General features: G+C 75.5%; 16 protein-coding genes. 8 read left to right on the forward strand and 8 right to left on the reverse strand.

The features are described from left to right. The first annotated feature begins 45 nt into the window (after positions 1-45). Positions 46-333, forward strand: coding sequence for a DUF2530 domain-containing protein (locus AQJ30_RS17025; RefSeq protein WP_079084093.1), 288 nt, complete (start codon positions 46-48; stop codon positions 331-333). Between the two features lie 53 nt (positions 334-386). Continuing rightward, positions 387-2,756, forward strand: a complete 2,370-nt coding sequence (locus AQJ30_RS17030) for a cation-translocating P-type ATPase (RefSeq protein ID WP_067234330.1) — start codon at positions 387-389, stop codon at positions 2,754-2,756. A 96-nt stretch (positions 2,757-2,852) separates the two neighbouring features. Here the strand turns inward: AQJ30_RS17030 and AQJ30_RS17035 are convergent, their stop codons facing one another. The 3 genes from AQJ30_RS17035 to AQJ30_RS17045 all read right to left on the reverse strand — a co-directional run bounded on the left by AQJ30_RS17035 (position 2,853) and on the right by AQJ30_RS17045 (position 8,164). Beyond that, a complete protein-coding gene (locus tag AQJ30_RS17035; RefSeq protein WP_067234333.1) occupies positions 2,853-3,779 on the reverse strand; it encodes a hypothetical protein in 927 nt (308 codons plus the stop codon). A gap of 157 nt (positions 3,780-3,936) precedes the next feature. Next, a complete protein-coding gene (locus tag AQJ30_RS17040) occupies positions 3,937-7,098 on the reverse strand; it encodes a sacsin N-terminal ATP-binding-like domain-containing protein (protein ID WP_067234336.1) in 3,162 nt (1,053 codons plus the stop codon). 139 nt (positions 7,099-7,237) lie between these two features. Beyond that, positions 7,238-8,164 (reverse strand): DUF3027 domain-containing protein, encoded by a 927-nt coding sequence (locus AQJ30_RS17045; protein ID WP_067234338.1) that lies wholly within the window; start codon positions 8,162-8,164, stop codon positions 7,238-7,240. Positions 8,165-8,489: 325 nt separating this feature from the next. Here AQJ30_RS17045 and AQJ30_RS17050 point away from each other — a divergent pair, with 325 nt between their 5' ends. From AQJ30_RS17050 to AQJ30_RS17065, 4 genes are all read left to right on the forward strand, one after another. Continuing rightward, positions 8,490-9,893 (forward strand): MFS transporter, encoded by a 1,404-nt coding sequence (locus AQJ30_RS17050; protein WP_079084094.1) that lies wholly within the window; start codon positions 8,490-8,492, stop codon positions 9,891-9,893. 82 nt (positions 9,894-9,975) lie between these two features. Continuing rightward, positions 9,976-10,443: a DUF2771 domain-containing protein gene (locus AQJ30_RS17055; protein WP_067234341.1), complete on the forward strand. Its 468-nt coding sequence runs from the start codon at positions 9,976-9,978 to the stop codon at positions 10,441-10,443. Next, the gene (locus AQJ30_RS17060) at positions 10,413-11,156 is read left to right on the forward strand and encodes a futalosine hydrolase (protein ID WP_079084095.1); all 744 of its coding nucleotides are present in this window, start codon (positions 10,413-10,415) and stop codon (positions 11,154-11,156) included. Before AQJ30_RS17055 ends, AQJ30_RS17060 begins: the two co-directional genes overlap by 31 nt. Beyond that, on the forward strand, positions 11,140-12,006 hold the full coding sequence (locus AQJ30_RS17065) for a 1,4-dihydroxy-6-naphtoate synthase (RefSeq protein ID WP_067234344.1): 867 nt from the start codon (positions 11,140-11,142) through the stop codon (positions 12,004-12,006). The genes AQJ30_RS17060 and AQJ30_RS17065 overlap by 17 nt, the downstream gene beginning before the upstream one ends. 28 nt (positions 12,007-12,034) lie before the next feature. Here AQJ30_RS17065 and AQJ30_RS39825 read toward each other — a convergent pair whose 3' ends face one another. Further along, complete coding sequence (locus AQJ30_RS39825) at positions 12,035-12,418, reverse strand: cold-shock protein (protein ID WP_067234346.1); 384 nt, start codon at positions 12,416-12,418, stop codon at positions 12,035-12,037. 167 nt (positions 12,419-12,585) lie between these two features. Between AQJ30_RS39825 and AQJ30_RS17075 the strand changes: the two genes are divergently transcribed. After that, positions 12,586-12,837 carry a hypothetical protein gene (locus AQJ30_RS17075; protein WP_067234349.1) on the forward strand — a complete coding sequence of 84 codons (252 nt, stop codon included), beginning with the start codon at positions 12,586-12,588 and terminating at the stop codon, positions 12,835-12,837. Here AQJ30_RS17075 and AQJ30_RS17080 read toward each other — a convergent pair. The 3 genes from AQJ30_RS17080 to AQJ30_RS17090 all read right to left on the reverse strand — a co-directional run bounded on the left by AQJ30_RS17080 (position 12,813) and on the right by AQJ30_RS17090 (position 16,436). Beyond that, positions 12,813-13,532 carry an HAD family hydrolase gene (locus AQJ30_RS17080; protein ID WP_067234352.1) on the reverse strand — a complete coding sequence of 240 codons (720 nt, stop codon included), beginning with the start codon at positions 13,530-13,532 and terminating at the stop codon, positions 12,813-12,815. The genes AQJ30_RS17075 and AQJ30_RS17080 overlap by 25 nt on opposite strands. Before the next feature lie 94 nt (positions 13,533-13,626). Continuing rightward, positions 13,627-14,715 carry a hypothetical protein gene (locus AQJ30_RS17085; protein WP_067234354.1) on the reverse strand — a complete coding sequence of 363 codons (1,089 nt, stop codon included), beginning with the start codon at positions 14,713-14,715 and terminating at the stop codon, positions 13,627-13,629. A gap of 77 nt (positions 14,716-14,792) precedes the next feature. Then, on the reverse strand, positions 14,793-16,436 hold the full coding sequence (locus AQJ30_RS17090; RefSeq protein ID WP_067234357.1) for a substrate-binding domain-containing protein: 1,644 nt from the start codon (positions 16,434-16,436) through the stop codon (positions 14,793-14,795). Between the two features lie 209 nt (positions 16,437-16,645). Here AQJ30_RS17090 and AQJ30_RS17095 point away from each other — a divergent pair, with 209 nt between their 5' ends. After that, on the forward strand, positions 16,646-19,252 hold the full coding sequence (locus AQJ30_RS17095) for a helicase-associated domain-containing protein (protein ID WP_067234361.1): 2,607 nt from the start codon (positions 16,646-16,648) through the stop codon (positions 19,250-19,252). A gap of 27 nt (positions 19,253-19,279) precedes the next feature. Here AQJ30_RS17095 and AQJ30_RS17100 read toward each other — a convergent pair whose 3' ends face one another. Then, positions 19,280-19,819 (reverse strand): hypothetical protein, encoded by a 540-nt coding sequence (locus AQJ30_RS17100; protein ID WP_067234364.1) that lies wholly within the window; start codon positions 19,817-19,819, stop codon positions 19,280-19,282. Positions 19,820-19,952: the final 133 nt, after the last annotated feature.

Raw genomic sequence — 19,952 nt, forward strand, 5'->3', positions numbered from 1 at the left:
CGGGGGACGGCGACCGCGCGCCCCGGGCCTCGTAAGCTGTGCGGCATGGCCGGACTTTTCTCGGGATCCCCCAAGCACGAGGCGCCGGAGCCCCTGGAAGGGCCCGTGGTCGCGACCGTCGTCGGCGGCACGGTCCTGTGGTTCGTCCTCTTCCTCGTGCAGCTGCCCTTCTACGGCTGGTTCGACGACCACGGCCACCTGTGGTGGGTGTGGACCTGCCTGGCCGGGGGCGGGCTGGGCCTGATCGGCATCTGGTACGTCCGCCGGCGCGACGCGGCCCTCGAGCGGGGGCGCGTACTACCACCGCAGGATCCGGCTCCTCCCGTGGTCTGATCTTCGGGACCTCCGGCGGGTGAAGGCCCCCGTCCGCACGTACCGTCGAAGGCATGACCCACACCGACGCCGCCCCCGCCGTCCCGGCACACCGGGCGACGGGGCTCACCGCCGCGGAGGTCGCCGAGCGCGTCGAGCGCGGTCAGGTCAACGACGTTCCCGTGCGCAGCAGCCGCTCGCTCGGCGAGATCGTCCGGGCGAACGTCTTCACCCGGTTCAACGCGGTCATCGGCGTGCTCTGGCTGGTGATGCTGGCCGTCGCGCCCATCCAGGACACCCTGTTCGGCTTCGTGATCGTCGCCAACACCGGGATCGGCATCGTCCAGGAGTGGCGCGCGAAGAAGACCCTCGACTCGCTCGCGGTGATCGGCGAGACCCGGCCCGTCGTACGGCGCGAGGGCACCGCCGTGCCGGTCGCCACCTCGGACATCGTCCTGGACGACCTGCTGGAGATCGGCCCCGGCGACAAGATCGTGGTCGACGGGGTGTGCGCGGAGGCCGACGGGCTGGAGATCGACGAGTCCCTGCTCACCGGCGAGGCCGACCCGGTCGTCAAGCACCCCGGCGACCCGGTCCTGTCCGGCAGCTTCGTCGTCGCCGGCGGCGGCGCCTTCCGCGCCACCAAGGTCGGCCGCGAGGCCTACGCCGCCCAGCTCGCCGAGGAGGCGTCCCGCTTCACCCTGGTCCACTCCGAGCTGCGCACCGGCATCTCCACCATCCTCAAGTACGTCACCTGGATGATGGTCCCGACCGCGCTCGGCCTGGTCGTCAGCCAGCTGTTCGTCAAGAACAACGACCTCAAGGACTCGATCGCCCGCACCGTCGGCGGCATCGTCCCGATGGTCCCGGAGGGCCTGGTGCTGCTCACCTCCGTGGCCTTCGCGATCGGCGTCGTCCGGCTCGGCCGGAAACAGTGCCTCGTCCAGGAACTCCCCGCCATCGAGGGCCTGGCCCGCATCGACACCGTCTGCCTCGACAAGACCGGCACCCTCACCGAGGGCGGCATGGACGTCACCGGGCTGCGCGCCCTCGACGGCCACGACGAGGCCTCGCTGCGCCGGGTGCTCGGCGCCCTCGGCGCGTCCGACCCGCGCCCCAACGCCTCCCTGCGGGCGATCATCGACGCCTACCCCGACGGCGGACGGTGGCGCCACACCCGGGCGCTGCCCTTCTCCTCCGCCCGCAAGTACAGCGGCGCCACCTTCGACGAGGGCGACGGCGCGAGCAGCACCTGGCTGCTGGGCGCCCCCGACGTGCTGCTGGACGACGGGCACCCCGCGCTGGCCGAGACCGAGCGGCTCAACGAGGACGGCCTGCGGGTGCTGCTGCTGGCCCGCGCCGAGCGCGCCCTCGACGACACCGACGTCACGAAGGGCGCCGAGCCGGCCGCGCTGGTCGTCCTGGAGCAGCGGCTGCGGCCCGACGCCGCCGAGACCCTGCGCTACTTCGCCGAGCAGAACGTCCGCGTGAAGGTCGTCTCCGGCGACAACGCGGTGTCGGTGGGGGCGGTCGCCGCCAAGCTGGGGCTCAGCGGCAGCGCCGTCGACGCGCGGCGGCTGCCCGGGGAGCCGGGGGCGATGGCCGAGGCGCTCGACGAGGGCACGGTGTTCGGGCGGGTCACCCCGCAGCAGAAGCGGGACATGGTCGGCGCCCTCCAGTCGCGCGGGCACACCGTCGCCATGACCGGCGACGGCGTCAACGACGTGCTGGCGCTCAAGGACGCCGACATCGGCGTCGCGATGGGCGCCGGGTCCGAGGCCACCCGCGCCGTGGCGCAGATCGTGCTGCTCGACAACAGCTTCGCCACGCTGCCGTCGGTGGTGGCGGAGGGACGGCGGGTCATCGGCAACATCACGCGGGTGGCGACGCTGTTCCTGGTGAAGACCGTCTACTCGGTGCTGCTGGCGCTGCTGGTGGTGTGCTGGCAGGTGGAGTACCCCTTCCTGCCCCGCCACCTGACCCTGCTGTCCACGCTCACCATCGGCGTGCCCGCGTTCTTCCTGGCCCTCGCCCCGAACCGGGAGCGGGCCCGGCCGCACTTCGTCGAGCGGGTCATGCGGTACTCCGTGCCGGGCGGCGTGGTGGCGGGGGTGGCGACCTTCGTGACCTACCTGATCGCCCGCCACCACTACACCGGTGCCGGGTCGCTGGACGCCGAGACCAGCGCGGCGACGCTCACGCTGTTCCTGGTCTCCCTGTGGATCCTGGCGATCATCGCCCGCCCGTACACCTGGTGGCGGGTGCTGCTGGTCGCCGCGATGGGCCTGGCGTTCCTGGTGGTGCTGGTCGTGCCGTGGCTCCAGCACTTCTTCGCGCTGAAGCTGGTGGGGACGACGATGCCGTGGATCGCCGTGGGCATCGCGGCGGTGGCGTCGGCCGCCCTGGAACTGGTGTGGCGGTGGGTCGACCGACGCACCCCCTAGGGGGTGTCTTGCCGATCAGGCCGGGCGCGCGGACGCCCGCCCCGGACGGCTTCCGGGGCGGGCGTTCGCGGTTACGGCCGGTGTCTCACGGACTGGTCAGCGCACGTCGACGTAGTCGCCGGCGGCGGCGATCGCCGGGGCGGCGTTGGTGCCGACGAAGTTGTAGCGCCAGTAGCCGTCCACGCTCGCCTTGACGGTGGTGCTCAGGCCGCCGGTCGAGGTGGTCTTGACGCTCTTGACGGTGGAGTACGTGGTGGTGCCGGCCTTGCGGAACTGGAGCTGGGCGTACACGCCGGCGTAGCCGGAGTAGACGCCGGTGTTCCAGTTGGCGATGGTCAGGCGGCCCGTCGCGGTGATCGTCGCGCCCTTGCGGACGGGCTCGGGCGAGGCGTTGACCGTGACGGCCGTGCGGCGCTGCAGCCTGACCGCGGCCAGGTTGTCCTGGTCGGCGACGCCGACCTTGCTCCAGTCGATCTCGTCCGTGCTGTACGGGTCGACGTCGTTCCAGTCGATGACGTAGCCGGTCGCCTTCCAGGTGGTGGCGTCGACGTTGTACAGGTCCTCGGCCGGGCGGACGTCGACGGTGCCCTTGCAGGTGTCGACCGTGGCGGACACCGCGGTGCACACCGGCCAGTTGTCGCCCTCCAGGAAGTTGGCCGGTTCGTCGTAGGAGCCGCGGTAGAGCGTGACGTCCACCCAGGTGTCGGCGGCCCTGAGGTCGACGTCCGCGGAGTGGGTGACCGTGTAGGTGACGGGCGCGACGACGTGACCGGTGGGACCGGCCACGATCGGCTTGCCGCTGTTGACCTTGACGTTGGAGAAGGTGACGCTCAGCGGGTACGGGGTGCCGGTGTCGGTGCCGGTCGACCCGGTGTACGCGGACTTGCCGTCGGCGGCCTTCAGGGCGGCGCGGACGACGTCCTGCTTGCTGGGTCCGCCGTCGGCGGCCGTCGCGGCCGGCACGGCGAGGGCGGACAGGACCAGGGCGCCGCTGAGGGCGGCCACGGTGGCGCGGATGCGCATGTTTTCCCCCGGTGGGAAAAGGGGGCCCCCGGCGGGTCGGTCCCGACGACTCGTCCTCGCGGGGGGCCCAAGTGATCATGGAGCCTGTTGGCTCACATGATCAGATCCACGACGGATGCGAATGGTTGTACGCCTCCGTGAAGATTTTGTGCCCGCGTCAGTCGAACCAGCGGTCCCGGGCCAACTCCTCGGTGCGCGACGGGTCTTCGAGCAGGGCGGCCACCTCGAAGCGGCGCGGCCACTGGCGTGCCGCCCAGGCGAGGCCCGCGGCCACGCCCTCCAGGGTGGCGGCGTGCAGCACGCCGTCCTGCGTCAGCCGCCAGTCGATCTCCACGCCGTCCACGACGAGTTCCCCGTGCTCGACGTAGGTCCGCGGGGTGAGCGGCCCGAGCAGCACCCGTACCGGCTCCGGCACGTCGTGCTCGGTGCCCTCGGAGTCGACCCCGCCGGTGACCGACTCGCTCAGCCGCCGCACCTGGAACAGCTCGGCCAGCTCGGCGGCCAGGCCCGGGCGGACCGGCAGCAGCGGCACCCCGGCGGTGAAGGGCAGCAGGTCCGGGGAGTCCACGACCACCGCGTCGGCGGCGTCCACGACCTCCACCCGCCCGTCGACCACGGCCCGCAGCTCGTCCGGCAGAGTCACCCGCTCGGGGTCCAGCTCGGCCAACGCGCCGTACAGGCCATGCAGTTGCGCCGCGGTCACGGTGCGGTCCGGGTCGGCGAGGCGGTCCAGGAGCTCGGCCGCGCCGCCCGGTTCGTCCAGCAGCGCCGCCACCGACGTGCGGACCCCGAGCGCGCGCAGCACCTGCTCGTCGTCGAAGCCGGTCGCGTCGGCCTCGTCGTACAGGCCGCGCAGCAGCGGGTCGCCGCCGGCCGCGAGCAGCCCGGCCGGGCGCCGCCCGTCGAGCACCGGGTGCCCGCGCAACCACCAGGCGGTGTAGGGCCGTACGACCTCGTGGGTGCCGTCGGGCAGCAGGATCCGCACCGGCTGGACCAGGGCGTCGCGCAGCGGCGGTCGGGCCAGCAGGGCGAGCGCCCGGGCCCACTGGCCGTCGTCGACGAGGTCGAGGTCGCGCACGGCGACCAGCTCGGTGGCGACCGGCGGGACGGGGCTGTCCGGGAACCGGTCGAGGACGTCCTCGCACCACACGTCGACGGCGTCCAGCAGGCCCGCGTCGTCGGGCTCGGCGAAGTCGCCCTCCCGGGGCTCCAGTTCGTCCGGGTCCAGCACGACGTCGGTGGCCCGCACGAGCGCGAAGTCCGCCAGCACGCCACAGGCGGCCAGCGGCTGTTCACCCCACCGGGCGGCCAGGTCGGCGTCCACGAAAGCCAGTTCGCCCTCCCGGACGACCTCGGCGAACGGGCTGCCCGGCAGGACGAGTTCCCCGGCGGGCGCCGGTTCGCCGTCCTCGTCGGGCAGGGCGAGCGCGCCCAGCCAGGGCTCGTCGCCGGGCTCCAGGCCCGCGTCCCGCACCAGCGCCAGCACCGTGTCCGCCAGCTCCTCGGCGTCCGGGGCGTCCTCGTCCCAGGCGCCGGGGTCGTCGTCCAGGGAGGCGGCCACCGCGGCCCGCACCTGCGGGGTGGTCAGCACCGCCCTCGGCGTGGCGGGCAGTGCGCCGAGCTTCTCCAGCAGCGGGTGCGCGGCGTCGGCGTGGGCGACCTTGAGGCCGAGCCGGGCCAGCACGTCCGTGTCCACCCCGGCGGCCTCGGGCGTCGGCAGCAGCACCTGGCGCGGCCCGATCGTCGTCCGGCCGTCGGCCAGCGGCACCGGGAGCCCGGACAGCCGGTCGGGGTCGACGCCCGCGAGGCTGTCGTAGAGCCGGTACCACCAGCCGGGGTCCTTCTCCAGGCCGGCCAGCCGGTCGACGGCGTCGGCGAGGGGGACCCGGGCGACGCCGAGGGTCCGCAGCTCCACGCGGCGCTCCAGGCCCGCCGGAAGGAGCGTCGGCAGCACCTCGGCCAGTACCCGCACGGTGTCGGCGCCGGCGCCCTCGACGACCTCGGCGTCCCGCGGCCGCAGCGCCTCGGGCAGGTCGTCGTACTCCTCCCCGGTCTCCCCCGGCTCCCCGGGCTCCCCGGCGCCAGGCTTCCCGGGCGCGACGGCCGGCGGCAGGAACGCGGTGCGCGGGAGCCGCTCCAGGACGGCCCGGCGCAGCGCGCCGTCCAGCTCGCCCTTGCCGAGCGGGCCGGGCACGAGGTCGATGACGCCGGGGCCCACCGGCCGCCACCCGGCCAGCAGCTCGGCGTACGCGTCGGCGGCGCGCTCCACCAGGAAGTCGGTCAGCGGGCCGGGCGCGGCGTGCCGGCGGGTGGTGTCCAGCGGCAGGGACGCGATGAGCAGCGCGGGCACGCCGAGGGGCTCGTCGCTGGGGGTGGGCGCGTGCACGACGGGCGCGGTGCGCGGCCGTGCCGGGGCGCCGTCCGCGTCGACGGGCACGGCCCAGGTGACGGACCAGTGGGGCCGCAGCCGCTCCTCGACGGGCCGGTCGGCCAGCAGCGCGGCCGCCAGCGGGCCGTGCGCGGCGACGGTGCGCCAGCGGGTGGTGCCGTCGCGCGAGTCCTCGACGACGACGGTGTGCGGCCCGTCGGTCCGCCGCCGCAGGGTGCGGGGGGCGTCCTGGCCCACCTCGACGACGACCTCCTCCAGGCCCGGCAGGGCGAGCAGCAGGGCGTCGTCCACGGCGTGCAGCAGCCGCTCGGCGAGACCGGCGGCGGCGGTGTCCCGCAGCGGCAGGATCACGGCGGTGTCGTACGGCGCGGGCGGCAGGCCCTCGGCGGCGAACGGCAGCCGCAGCAGCGGCACGTGCCCGTCGCGGCGCCGGATCTCGTCGCCGAGGCCGGGGCTGTGCCGGGCGGTGTCCCCGGCGAGGTCGCGGGCCTCGGCCAGCGACCAGCGCACGCCCCCGTGCCGGCTCACCACGGCCGGTTCGTCGGTGACGGCGAGCACCGCGGCGAAGCCGACGCCGTAGCGCCCGACCGCCTCGCTGTCGCGCTTGGCGGACGCCCGCAGCGTGGCCAGCGACTCGACCCCGGCGGCGTCCAGCGGCGCGCCGGTGTTGGCGGCGACCAGCACGCCGTCGCGCAGGGTCAGCAGCAGCCGGCCGGCCACCCGGCCGCGGGCCGCGGCGTCGGCGGCGTTCTGGGCGAGCTCGACGACGAGCCGGTCCCGGTACCCGCCGAGGACCAGGTCCTCCTCGGCGTTGGCGTCCTCACGGAAGCGGGCGGGGCTGGTGGCCCAGGCGTCGAGGACGCCCCGGCGCAGACGGGCGGTCCCGAAGGGGTCGGCGCCCTCGGCCGCGGGCCGCACGAAGTTGCTCACGGTTCCATCTCCTCGTCGATGTGAGGACGAAGGTACCGCTCACCGACCCCGACCTGCGCCGCCCACCCGGGGGCGGGGTTCCCGCCGGCTCAGGACCCCGGCTGGGTCCCGGGCTCAGGACCCGGGCTCCCGGCCCGGCTCAGGAGTGGCCGAGTTCCGCCGTCTCCTCGTCCGCGGTCGCCGGGACCGAGCCGGAGTCCGGGGAGGGGCGCAGCGGGAAGGGGTCGACGCGGGTCTCGTCGATGACCGGGTCGGCCGGGCGCGGCGGCTTGGGCATCACCGCGGCCTCGGAGTGGCCGCCACAGCCGTACGTCAGGGAGACCACGCGGCCGTCGGCCGGGGAGAACTCGTTGGCGCACACGCCGAACGCCTGGCCGAGGGAGCCGCCGACCGGCACCAGGAAGCCACAGCTGAGGCAGGCCGCGGGGGCCGCCTGCGCCATGGGCGTCTTCGCGCCGAACGCCTCCTCCCAGCGGTCGGCCGCGGTGTGCAGGCCGTAGCGGGAGAGCACCCGGGCGCGCCGCATGCCCAGTTCCTCGGCCACGGCGGCGATGGAGCCCCGCCGCGGCGCGGTGGGCAGCTCGGCCGGCGGTCCGGCCGTCACGTCGGCGTCCTCCGCCTCCGCGAGGTCGGCCATCTCCGTGGAGACGGCCGAGTTCGGCGGCGGCTCGTCCTCGCCCGTGTAGCCGGGCTCCAGGCGCAGGTCCTCCGCGTCGGTGGGGAGCAGGTCCCCCGGGCCCATGTCGCCGGGGCGCAGGCGCTCGCTCCACGGCACCCACTCCGGGGCCAGCACGGCGTCCGGGCCGGGCAGCAGCACCACCTCGTCGAGCGTGACGACCTTCGCGCGGGAGGCGCGGGCCACGGTCACCGCCCAGCGCCAGCCGCGGTACCCGAGCTCGCGGCACTCGAAGAAGTGCGTGACGACGCGGTCCCCCTCGGAGACCGTGCCCACGTGTGCACCGACCACCCCGGGCGCGGCCGCCTCCTCCGCTGCGGCGCGGGCGAGGTCGACGGCCTCGGCGCACAGACGGTCGGGGGTGCGGCTTCGCGTTGTCGCTGCGCTCACAGGTATCGCTTCTCTCCTACGCCGTCTCTCGGGTGCGGTTGCCTCCGGCGGTGGGGCGGACGGAGCGGACCGGGGGGCCGCGTCGACGTCCGCGTCCGAATCGCGCTCGGGCGCACCTGTGCCATCCATTGTGCGGGATGGCTGAGATACGCACGCTACCTGTTCGCGGGCGCTTGGCCTACACCGACGGTGATTCTTCGGCGCTCCGCGCGGCGTCCGGCGCGCCGCACGGGCCGGTCGGGGCCCCCGCCGGGCGGGCCTGCCCCCGCAACTCGCTTGGCATCAAACCGCACTACCTCCCCCCGACTCAGGGCACTATGACGTCGTGGCAGCCGCGAAGACACCTCCGGGCACGGCCGGAGTACGGCGGGGCGGTTCGGGCCGGTTCGGCGGGTCCGTCCGTGCGGTCGGGCGTGCCCTGCACTTCCCCGTGACCGGAACGGCCCGGGGGATCCGCAAGGCGACGCACGCGCACGGCGCGGGCGAGTCGGGCCTCGGCAAGCTGATCGAGCTGCACGCGGTGAACGGCGCGGGCGACGTCATGATCACCGTCGCCCTCGCCTCCACCGTGTTCTTCTCGGTCCCGACCGACGAGGCCCGCGGCCGGGTCGCGCTGTACCTGGCGATCACCATGGCCCCGTTCACGCTCCTGGCCCCGGTCATCGGCCCCCTCCTGGACAAACTGCCGCACGGCCGGCGCGCCGCGATGGCCGCGGCGATGCTGGCCCGCGCCCTGCTGGCGCTGGTGCTGTCCGGGGCGGTGGTCACCGGCAGCCTCGAGCTGTACCCGGCCGCCCTCGGGGTGCTGGTCGCCTCCAAGGCGTACGGCGTGGTCAGGAGCGCGGTCGTGCCCCGGCTGCTGCCACCGGGGTTCTCCCTGGTGAAGGCGAACTCACGGGTCACCCTGGGCGGGCTGCTCGCCACCGGCGTGGCCGCGCCGATCGGCGCCGGGCTCCAGGCGGTCGGGCCGCGCTGGCCGCTGTTCGGCGCGTTCGCGATCTTCGTGGCGGGCATGTTCCTGTCGTTCTCGCTGCCGCGGAAGGTCGACTCGGCCAAGGGGGAGGACACCGCCCTGCTCGCCGCGGACGAGGAGCACGTGCACGGCCCGCGGCGGCGGTCCGCGAAGCGGCCGGGCCTGCGGACGGTCGGGATCGCCGTGACCCACGCGCTGGGCGCCAACGCGGCGCTGCGGTGGCTGTCCGGCTTCCTGACGTTCTTCCTGGCGTTCCTGCTGCGCGAGCACCCGCTGACCGGGCAGAGCGCGGCCGTGTCGCTGGGCACGGTGGCGGTCGCGGCGGGCCTGGGCAACGCGCTCGGCACGTCGGTGGGGGCCTGGCTGCGCTCCCGGGCCCCCGAGCTGATCATCGTGACGGTGGTCGCGGTGGTGCTGGGCGCGGCGGTCGTGGCGGCGGCGTTCTTCGGGGCGTTCCTGGTGGCCTGCCTCACCGCGGTCGCCGGGTTCTCGCAGGCGCTGGCCAAGCTGTCCCTGGACGCGCTGCTCCAGCGGGACGTGCCGGAGCTGGTGCGCACGTCGGCGTTCGCCCGCTCCGAGACGCTGCTGCAGATGTCCTGGGTGTTCGGCGGCGCCGTCGGCATCGCCATGCCGCTGAACGGCGCGCTGGGCCTGTCCGTGGCCGCCGGGGTGCTCGCCCTCGGATGGGCGACGACCGTACGGGGCCTGCTGAGCTCGGCGCGGCACGGCGGGGCGTCGCGGACCCGCGTGGCGTAACCCACAGCGACGCCGTACCCCTCGTAGGGGGACCGCCGGGCCTGCCCGATAGCCTTCGGGCATGACCCTGCAATCCGCTGCTGTGCGACGCCGCCGCGCCGTCGCCGCCGCCGGCGCCGTTTCCGCCGGACTGCTCGTCCTGTCGGCCTGCGACAAGCCGACCCCGCTGTCCACGATCACCGTGGGCCGTTCCTCGGTCAGCACCGACGCCACCTGCGGTGGGGAGGGCGACACGCTGAAAGCCGCGGACCTGGCCAAGTGCCTCAAGGACACGGACATCAAGTCGATCTCCGTGGACCCCGACGAGACCGTGCGCTTCGGTGTCGACCCCGACATCGCCGACAAGCGCTGGACGATCCTGATGAACGGTCAGCCGCTGACCGACGAGAGCACCAAGACGTACCGCACCATCCCGGGCAGCGTCTTCTTCAACGCCCAGTACGGCGCCCAGGGCGACTCGACGCTGGTCTCCATCAAGGCGTCCGACGGCAAGAAGGACAGCCAGTCCGTCACCGGGCTGTGGTCCTTCAAGCTGAAGAAGGAAGGCTGATCGTCGCGGCCGGTCCGTACCGGGTCCTGGTGGCCACCGCCGTCCCCGTGGAGCGGGACGCGGTGGCCGCGGCGCTGGACGCCGTGCGCGCCGCGAGCGGTGCGCCGGGCGGCCTCGTCGTGGATCCGGTGGCCGCCGGGGTGGGCTCCGCCCTCGCCGCCGCGGCGACCGCCACCGCGCTCGCCGGTGCCGCCCGTGACGGCACCCCGTACGACCTCGTCGTCAGCGCCGGGATCGGCGGCGGCTTCCTGCCCGCCGCCCCGGTCGGCTCGCTCGTGGTCGCCGACGCGATCACCGTCGCCGATCTGGGCGCCGAGACCGCCGACGGCTTCCTCCCGGTCACCGAGCTCGGCTTCGGGACCGTCACCCACCGCCCGCCCGCCGCGCTGGTGCGGCAGGCCGCGGCCGCCACGGGGGCACGCGCCGGCACCGTGCTGACCGTGTCCACCGTCACCGGCACCGCCCACCGGGCCGCCGCCCTGCGCGCCCGCCACCCGGACGCGCTCGCCGAGGCCATGGAGGGCTTCGGCGTCGCCGAGGCGGCCGCCCTGCACGGCGTGCCCGTGCTGGAGGTCCGCGCGGTCTCCAACCCCGTGGGACCGCGCGACCGCGCCGCCTGGCGCATCGCCGACGCCCTCGCGGCCCTGACCGAGGGCTTCGGGAAGCTCGTGCCCGTCCTGGAGAGTTGGAGACACCATGACGACGACCGGTGACCCGCTGCGGATCGCCTACTCCCCCTGCCCGAACGACACCTTCGTCTTCGACGCCCTCGCCCACGGCCGCATCCCCGGCGCGCCCGCGCTGGACGTGACGTTCGCCGACATCGACGTCACCAACGGCATGGCCGAGCGCGGCGAGTTCGACGTGCTGAAGGTGTCGTACGCCGTGCTGCCCTACGTCCTCGGCGAGTACGCCCTGCTGCCCTGCGGGGGCGCGCTGGGCCGGGGCTGCGGGCCGCTGGTGCTGACCCGGGAGGCGGGGACCGCCGGCGGTGCGGGGCTGGCGGGCCGGACCGTCGCCGTGCCCTCGGAGCGGTCGACGGCGTACCTGCTGTTCCGGCTGTGGGCGGCGGACACCGTGCCCGGCGGGGTCGGCGAGATCGTCGTCATGCCGTTCCACGAGATCATGCCGGCCGTGCGGGACGGGAAGGTCGACGCGGGCCTGGTGATCCACGAGGCGCGCTTCACGTACCAGAACTACGGGCTGCACCGGCTCGCCGACCTGGGCGAGTACTGGGAGGACACCACCGGGCTGCCGATCCCGCTCGGCGCGATCATCGCCAAGCGGTCGCTGGGCGCGGACGCCCTGACCCGGCTCGCCGACGCGGTGCGCGCCTCGGTCCGGGCCGCCTGGGACGACCCCGCGGCGTCCCGGCCCTACGTCATGGAGCACGCCCAGGAGATGGACCCGGCCGTCGCCGACCAGCACATCGGGCTGTACGTCAACGAGTTCACCGCCGAGCTGGGCGACGACGGGCACGCGGCGGTCCGCGGGCTGCTCACGCGCGCGGCGGCCGAGGGACTGGTGCCGCCCCTCGGCCCGGACGCGCTGGACTTTCCCTGAACGGTGCGCATCCCTCGAAGGGGGCGCCTCAGACGTCGAGTTGGTCGGCGACCGCGCGCAGCAGACCGGCGATCTTCTTGCCGGAGGTCTTCTCGGGATAACGGCCCTTCTCGAGCATCGGCGTGATGTTCTCGAGGAGGGTCGTCAAATCCTGGACGATGGAGGCCAACTCGTCGGGCTTCTTGCGCTGGGCCGCCGCGACCGACGGGGTCGGGTCGAGGATGGTCACCGAAAGGGCCTGGTCGCCGCGTTGCCCGGCGACGACGCCGAACTCCACGCGCTGTCCCGGCTTCAGTGCCTCCACGCCGGCGGGGAGGACCGAGGAATGGACGAAGACGTCACCGCCGTCGTCACGGGAGAGAAAGCCGAAGCCCTTCTCGCTGTTGAACCACTTGACCTTGCCGGTGGGCACGTCTGTCCCTCGTCCTCGTACTCGTCGGAAAACTGCATCGAAAAACGGCTTTTGACAGCACTGCGGCGGGTCTCCCTCGACCCGCGAGGTACCAAGGCTAATGGTCTGGGGGCGGGTGACAAGACGTCGCCCGGTTGTTCCTTCGCGCTGGGAACTACCCTGGTCCGGTGCGTGACAAAACCCAAACGAATTCCGCCGGGCCCGGTGACCGACTGATCCGCGCCGGTGTCCTCGTGTTCTTCGCCGGTGCCGTGGCCACTCTCGTCACGGTGGCCCCGCTGTTCTTCGGTTCGCGGCCTTTTCCGACGTACATGTTCGGATTGAGCATGCTCATGGGCGTCGGCTTCCTGATCGCGGCCGCGGGAGTGCTGCGCGCGATCGCGGCGGGCCGCCGTCAGGCGCGGGGCGCCTCGCGGTAACCGGTGGCCGGGGAGTTTCCGCCGTGGCCGTCGCGGCGGTGTTCCGCTAGCCACTCCGGGAACCGGGTGAGGTCCGCGAGGACCACGTCGGCCCCCGCCGCGCGCAGCGCCGCCTCGTCGTACGGCCCGGTCGCCACGGTGACCGACAGCGCGCCGGCCGCGCGGGCGCCGCGGATGTCGCCGAGGTGGTCGCCGACGTAGATGCTCGCGCCGTGCTCGCGCAGCGCTTCGGCCTTCTGCTCGGCCCACAGGTCGCCCACGACCGCGTCCGGCTCGATGCCCAGGTGCGCCAGGTGCAGCTTGGCGTTCGGCTCGTACTTGGCGGTGACGACGAGCGCCCGCCCGCCGGCCGCGCGCACGGCGTCGATCGCCTCGCGGGCGCCGGGCAGCGCGGGGGTGGCCGCGACGGCGTACGCCGGGTACATCTCCCGGTACAGGTCGGCCATGGCGTCCACCCGGTCCGCCGGGAACCAGTTGCCCAGCTCGTCCACGAGCGGCGGCCCGAGCCGGGTCACCGCCAGGTCGGCGTCGATGAACGTCCCGGTCCGCTCGGCCAGCGCCAGGTAACAGGCACGGATCCCGGGCCGGGAGTCGATCAGCGTCATGTCGAGGTCGAACCCGACGGTGGGCGCGGACGGGGACGAGGACGAGGACGGAGAGGCGGAGGGCGAGGGGGACGCGGAGGGGGAGACCATGCCCGCCATTGTCCCCGGTGCGGTGGGGGTCACGGGGCGGGGAGGGGCGTGCGGGTCGGCGCACCCACCCCGAGGGGGAGGCCGACTCGGGCGGTCACGTGCGGCGTTGGGAGCGCCAGGCCAGGAACAGGGCCGAGGCCACGGCCGCGCCCCGGACCACCCAGGGCCAGGTCTCGGCGACCGCCTCGTTCAGGTGGCCGTCGGCGATGGGGGTGCCCCAGCGGCCCTCGCCGCGGCCCCACAGCCAGGCCAGCCCCGCGGCGACCGCGGTGGCCGGCAGCCAGATGACCGCGATCTTCGTCTCGGTGTCGGTCAGGCGGCGCGAAGCGTAGGCGATGAGCCAGCCGAGCAGCAGGGCGAACCAGTTGCCGAGCACCGCGCCGGCGACCAGGCACAGCGCGCCGAGCAGCAGCAGCGGGTTGCTCCAGCGGCGGGCGGGCAGGGGCAGCAGCCGGCGCCGGGTCCGCACGGCCGGTTCCTGCGCGGCGGGCTGCTCCGCCGCCGGCCCGGGCCGGGACTCCGCCGCCTCCGCCGACTCCGCTGCCTGCTCCGCCTCCTTGCGGGGCGGCGGCTTGAGCAGGTCCGGGATCTCCACCCCGCCGACGAAACCCGGCACGTGGTCGTCCAGTCCCGCCGGGCCGAAGGGGCCGCGCCGCCACCAGTCCGGCGCGGAGGCGGTGTCGCCGAGTTCGTGGGTGCCGGCGCGGTGGGGCGGGGACGGCACGTCGGACGGGGCGGCGGGCGCGGGGCCCGCGGGGCGCGGGCGGGGGACGACGCGGCGGAACCCCTTGGGCCGGTCCGGCCGTACGGGTTCGTCGGGGGTCCCGTCCGCCGGGGCCGGACCGGTCCGCGGGGCCGCCTTCGGGGTCTTCCGGAGCCTCGGTGCCTGCTCCGAGGCGGGGTCGCGCTGCACCGGGACCGCCGGGCGCGGGGGTTCCGGCACGGCCGGGCCGCCGCCCTCGGCCGCCGCGGTGACGACGTCGTCGGGGCTGCCGAGGCGGGCGATGATGCGGCGGACCGCGGCCGGGGAGTCCACGGTCGCCCTCGCCCGGCTCCGGTCGATCTCGTTGCGCAGGTCCGACACAAGCCGCATGCGCGTGGCCGACGACAACTGCCGCTGCTGCGCCACGTCGCCGACGCGGCTCAGGTACTCGTAGACGACCTGGTCGCTCTCGATCCCCAACGCAGTTCCCCTCCGGCGTGGGTGGGCCGATACCCGGACGGGACGACGGTAGCGCAGCGCGGGGTGCACGGTGCCGGTCAGACCGGGCGGCACTCCCCCGCGTCGTGCGCCTCGGAGCACAGTCCGTGGCCGTGCTCGCGCAGGACGTCCCGGCCGCTCTGCTGGGTGAGGAAGGTGAGGAAGGCCGCCGCGACGGAGCCGGCCGGGGCGTCGCCGTAGGTGTAGGCGAACTCGGTCTGCCAGTACGGGTAGTGGGTGTCCTCCACGCCCTCCGCCGTGGGCCTGCGGCCGTCGATGGTGAGCTTGACGAGCCGGGCGGCGCCCTCGTGTCCGTCCACGCCGGCGGCCTCGCTGTAGCCGATCGCGCCGGGCCTCGAGGCGGCCCGGTTGAGCATGGTGTCCGTGCTGGAGACCTCGCAGCGGCCGTAGCGCCGCGGGTCGAGGGCGGCGCAGTCGGTCACGGTGAACTGCGGGGGCTCGTGGCCGCCCAGGACCTTGGTGACGAGCGTGCTGCGGCTGCCCGAGCCGGGATCGCGGTTGACGACGTGGACGGGCACGTCGTTGCCGCCGACCTCGGCCCAGTTGTGCACCCGGCCGGCGAAGACGGCGCGGACCTGGGCCAGGGTCAGGTTCTGCACGCCCGCGTCCTTGTTGGCGACGAGCGCGAACACCGAGAAGGCCACGGGCCGGGGAAGGAGCCGGGGGTGGCCGTCGGCGGCGAGGCCGTCGGTGAAGGCCAGGTGGTCGCCGAGGCCCTCGCCGACCTCCACCCCGGCGTCCTTGCCGGCCTGGTCGAGGTCGGTGACGCCGTCGGTGCTGCCCTTGAAGGTGTCGCTCGCCAGCGGGATGGACGCCCCGGCGCCCTCGCACCGCCTGAGGTAGTCCTCCGCGGCGGCCCGCACGGCGGGCGCGAACGCCGTCGAGCCGTGCAGGTGCAGGGTGCCGCCGACACAGTCCAGCGGCGGGCGGCGCTCGCCGCTCAGGAACAGCGTGAAGCACGCCTGCACGGTCACGGCGGCCGCGAGGACGCAGATGACCCACCAGGCCGGCCGGGAGGCGAACACGTGGCTCTCGGTCCTGGTCGCCTTCAGCCGGAAGAACCGCACCGCCGGGTCGTACCAGCGGTCCTGCCCGTCGGCGCCCCGCACGACCGGGTCGGGGAAGGGCCCGGTGCCCTGGTCCTCGGGCCAGCGCTCCAGCACGACGAGCACCTTGTACTCGGCGCCCCGCAACAGGGTCACCTTGGGCAGCCGTACGACACCGGTGCGTTCGGCCTCGTTGTTGTCGCGGCGGAAGCCGGGCTTGGCGACGGTGCGGACGGTGGTGTCGTTCTCGGCGACGTCCTCGAAGAAGAAGTCGCGCACCTCGTCCCGGCTCGGGTCGGTGAGGACCACCGCCGCGACCCGGCGGTCCCGGAAGGTGACCTTGATGCCGTACGGGTCCACCGGGTCGGCCAGGTAGTCCTCGGACACGATCTTGGCCGAGCCGGCGTTCTCGATGCGCAGCAGCACGAACGAGGGGTCCTTGAGCTGGTGGCCGTCGTGCCGCATGTCCCCGAGCACGTCGGCGTACGGCTTGCCGGCCGCGTCCGCGGCGAGGGTGTCCATCTGCACCCGGTAGCCGAGCCGTTTGCGGCCGACGACGGCGAACTCCCAGAGGAACGCCAGCACCGGGAACGCCAGGCTCAGGATCGCTATCCACTGCTCGGCCCGATCATTCACCGCGTCTCCCCGGTTCCCCCGAACTCCTGCGCCCCGTACCGAAGTCGGCGGGGAGCCCAGGGTGGCCAGGGGGTGCCCGGCATCGCCAGGGTTGTCGGCACCGTCCCACTGAAGTTCATCCGCGGGTCACCTGGGAAACGTCCCGTTCGCCCGGCGGGCCGGGGCGCGGGGGCGGTGAGGGCGGGCCGCCACCCGCTACCGTTGAGCGGATGAGCAGCGACGAGAAGCCGGACGGCCGGACGGCGGCCCCGCGGTCCCTCGCGGAGGCGCTCCGGGCCCGGGACGACGCCTCCCTGGCGGCACTCCTGCGCGCCCGTCCGGACCTCATCACGCCGGTGCCGACCGACCTGACGCAGCTCGCCACCCGCGCGGGCACCCGCGCCTCGGTGGTGCGGGCGCTGGAGCGGCTGGACCGGTTCGCGCTGCAGACCGCCGAGGCGCTGGCCGTGGCCGGGGACCCGGCGTCGTACGACGAGCTGCTCGGCCTGATGACCGGCGACGACGGCGACGCGACGGTGGCCGCCGCCCTCCCGCGCGCCGTGAGGACCCTGCGCGAGCAGGCGCTGGTGTGGGGCGGCGACGACCGGCTGCGCCTGGTGCGCACGGCCCGCGAGCTGCTGTCGCCGTCCCCGCAGCACCCCTCGCCGACCGGCCTCGGCCCGACCGTGCAGGAGGCCACGGCGGGCATGTCGCCGGGCCGCATCCAGGAGCTGGTGGCGGCGGCCGGGCTGCCGTCCACGCACGACGCGGTATCGGCGGCGGCCGCGCTGACCGCGCTGTTCACCGACCGCGAGCGGATGGCGAAGCTGCTCGGCCAGGCCCCGGCCGAGGCCCGCGAGGTGCTGTCCCGGCTGGTGTGGGGGCCGCCGTACGGGCAGGTCACCGCCGATCCCGCGACCCACCTGCGCTGGCTGCTGGACCGGGGGCTGCTGCTGCCGACGGCGCCGGGCACCGTGGTGCTGCCCCGCGAGGTCGCCCTGCACCTGCGCGGCGGGCGCGCGCACCGGGAGACGGAACCCGTGCCGCCGCCGGTCGAGCCGGCCGGGCCGACCGGGACACGGCAGGGTTCTCCCCAGGTCGTGGACGCGACGGCGGCGGGCCAGGCGTACACCGCGCTGGCGACCGTCGAGGAGCTGCTGAAGGACTGGGACGAGGGCGGCCCCGCGGTCCTGCGGGCGGGTGGTCTGAGCGTGCGCGACCTCAAGCGCACGGCCGTCGCGCTGGACGTGTCCGAGCCGGTCGCCGCGTTCTGGGTCGAGCTGGCGTACGCGGCCGGCCTGATCGCCTCCGACGGCGAGGCCGACGAGCGCTACGCCGCCACCCCCGCCCACGACGAGTGGCGGGAGCGTCCCGCGGCCGACCGGTGGGCGGACCTGGCCGGGGCCTGGCTGGCGGCGACCCGCACGGCCGGGCTGGTCGGCGGCCGGGACGCCAAGGACCGCACGCTGGCCGCGCTGGGCCCGGGCCTGGACCGCTCGGTGGCCCCCGAGGTGCGCCGCCGGGTGCTGGCGCTGCTGGCCGCGCTGCCCGCGGGCACCTCCCCCGACCCGGAATCGGTGCTGGCGCGGCTGCGCTGGGAGCGTCCGCTGCGCGGGCCGCAGCAGGAGGACGACCTGCGGTCCCGGCTGGCCCGCTGGACGCTCCAGGAGGCCGAGCTGCTCGGCGTCACCGGCCGCGGCGCGCTGTCCTCGCACGGGCGGGCCCTGCTCGGGGCGCCGGAGCCGCACGCGGCGGACGACGCCGCGCGGACCCAGGGCTCCCCGGACGTCCCCGACACCCCGGGCGACAAGCTGCCGGTCCACCACCGGGCCGCGCCGGCCGGCGCCCCCGCCGCCGGGTCCGTGCCGTCGGGGCCCGCCGATCCGCAGGCCCGGGCCGCCGCCCGCGCCGCCGCGGCCCGGCGGCTCGCCCCGCTGCTGCCCGAGCCGCTGGACCACGTGCTGCTCCAGGCCGACCTGACGGCGGTGGCCCCCGGCCCGCTCCAGCGGCCGCTCGCCGACGTCCTGGACGTCCTCGCCGACGTCGAGTCCAAGGGCGGCGCGACGGTCTACCGCTTCACGCCCGCCTCGGTGCGCCGCGCCCTGGACGCCGGCCGCAGCGCCTCCGACCTGCACGCCTTCCTCGCCGCCCACTCCCGCACCCCGGTGCCGCAGCCGCTGGCCTACCTGATCGACGACGTGGCCCGCCGGCACGGGCACCTGCGGGTGGGCGCGGCCTCGGCGTACGTGCGCTGCGACGACGACGCCGTGCTGAACGAGATCCTCGCCGACAAGCGCTCCACCGCCCTGCGCCTGCGCCGGCTCGCGCCGACCGTGCTGGCCGCGCAGGCCGACCCGGCGGCGCTGCTGGAGGGGCTGCGCGCCCTCGGGTACGCGCCCGCCGCCGAGTCCGCCGAGGGCGACGTGGTGATCACCCGCGCCGACGCCCGGCGCACCCCGCCGCGCACACCCCCCGAGCCGGTCCCCGAGGGCCCGCCCGTCCCCGACGCCACGCTGCTGGCCGCCGCGGTCCGCGCGATCCGGGCGGGCGACCTGGCCTCGACGGCGCCCCGCAAGACCCCGGGCACCCCGCCGGCCCCCGGCGAGCTGCCCCGCACGTCACCCGCGGAGACCCTCGCCACGGTGCAGGCCGCCGTCCTCACCGGCGAGGCCCTGTGGATCGGCTACGTCAACGCCGACGGCGCCGCCAGCCAGCGCGTCATCGCCCCGGTCCGCGTCGAGGGCGGCTTCGTCACGGCGTACGACCACACGGCGGACGAGGTGCGCACGTACCCCCTGCACCGCATCACGGGGGTGGCGGAACTGGCGGACGACTGACGGCGCCGGGCCCCGGCCGGGCCCCGCTCAGCACTCCGCGACGTGGGCGTCGGCCGGGAGGCCGAAGTGGGAGCGGGCCGCCGTCTCCAGGGCGGCCTGCGCCGCGGGGTCCGGACGGTCGGGGTCGGTGAGGAGGCCGAAGTGGTCGCGGCGCCAGGCGGCGGAGCCCGCGCCGTCCGGGGCCTCCTCGCGGGAGACGACCCGGTAGCCGCCGTCCGGGCCGCGCCGCAGCCGGACCTCCTGCGGGACCGCGTCCGCGCCGCACTCGACCAGGGCGCCGTCGCGCGCCCCGTACTCCACGCAGAGCGTGGCGACGCCCGCCCGGACCAGGCCGCCCCGCTCGTCGAGGTCCAGGGCCCGCGCCCGGCAGAACCAGCGCGCCCCCAGCTCGGGCCGCGCCGACCCGTACCCGGTGCCCTGGGCCTGCGCCGCGAGGCGCGCCTCGATCACCGGGCGGACCTCCTCCCACAGGGGCCCGTCCACGCCCGCCGGCCACCGCACCCACGCCCCGGTCGCCACCAGCACCCCCGTGGCCGCCACACCGGTCACCCACCTGCCCGCCGCCATCCCGCGCCTCCCCTCCGGGCGGCGCGCACGCGCCGCTGTGCCGGTCAAGACAGCCGGGGGCGGCCCGGGGTTGCCCGGGAGGGCGTCCGGCCGTGACCGGGGCCCGTGCGGCGCCGAGTGGCACACTGGACGT

This window comes from Streptomyces longwoodensis, from assembly GCF_001514125.1.
Taxonomy (GTDB): domain Bacteria; phylum Actinomycetota; class Actinomycetes; order Streptomycetales; family Streptomycetaceae; genus Streptomyces; species Streptomyces longwoodensis.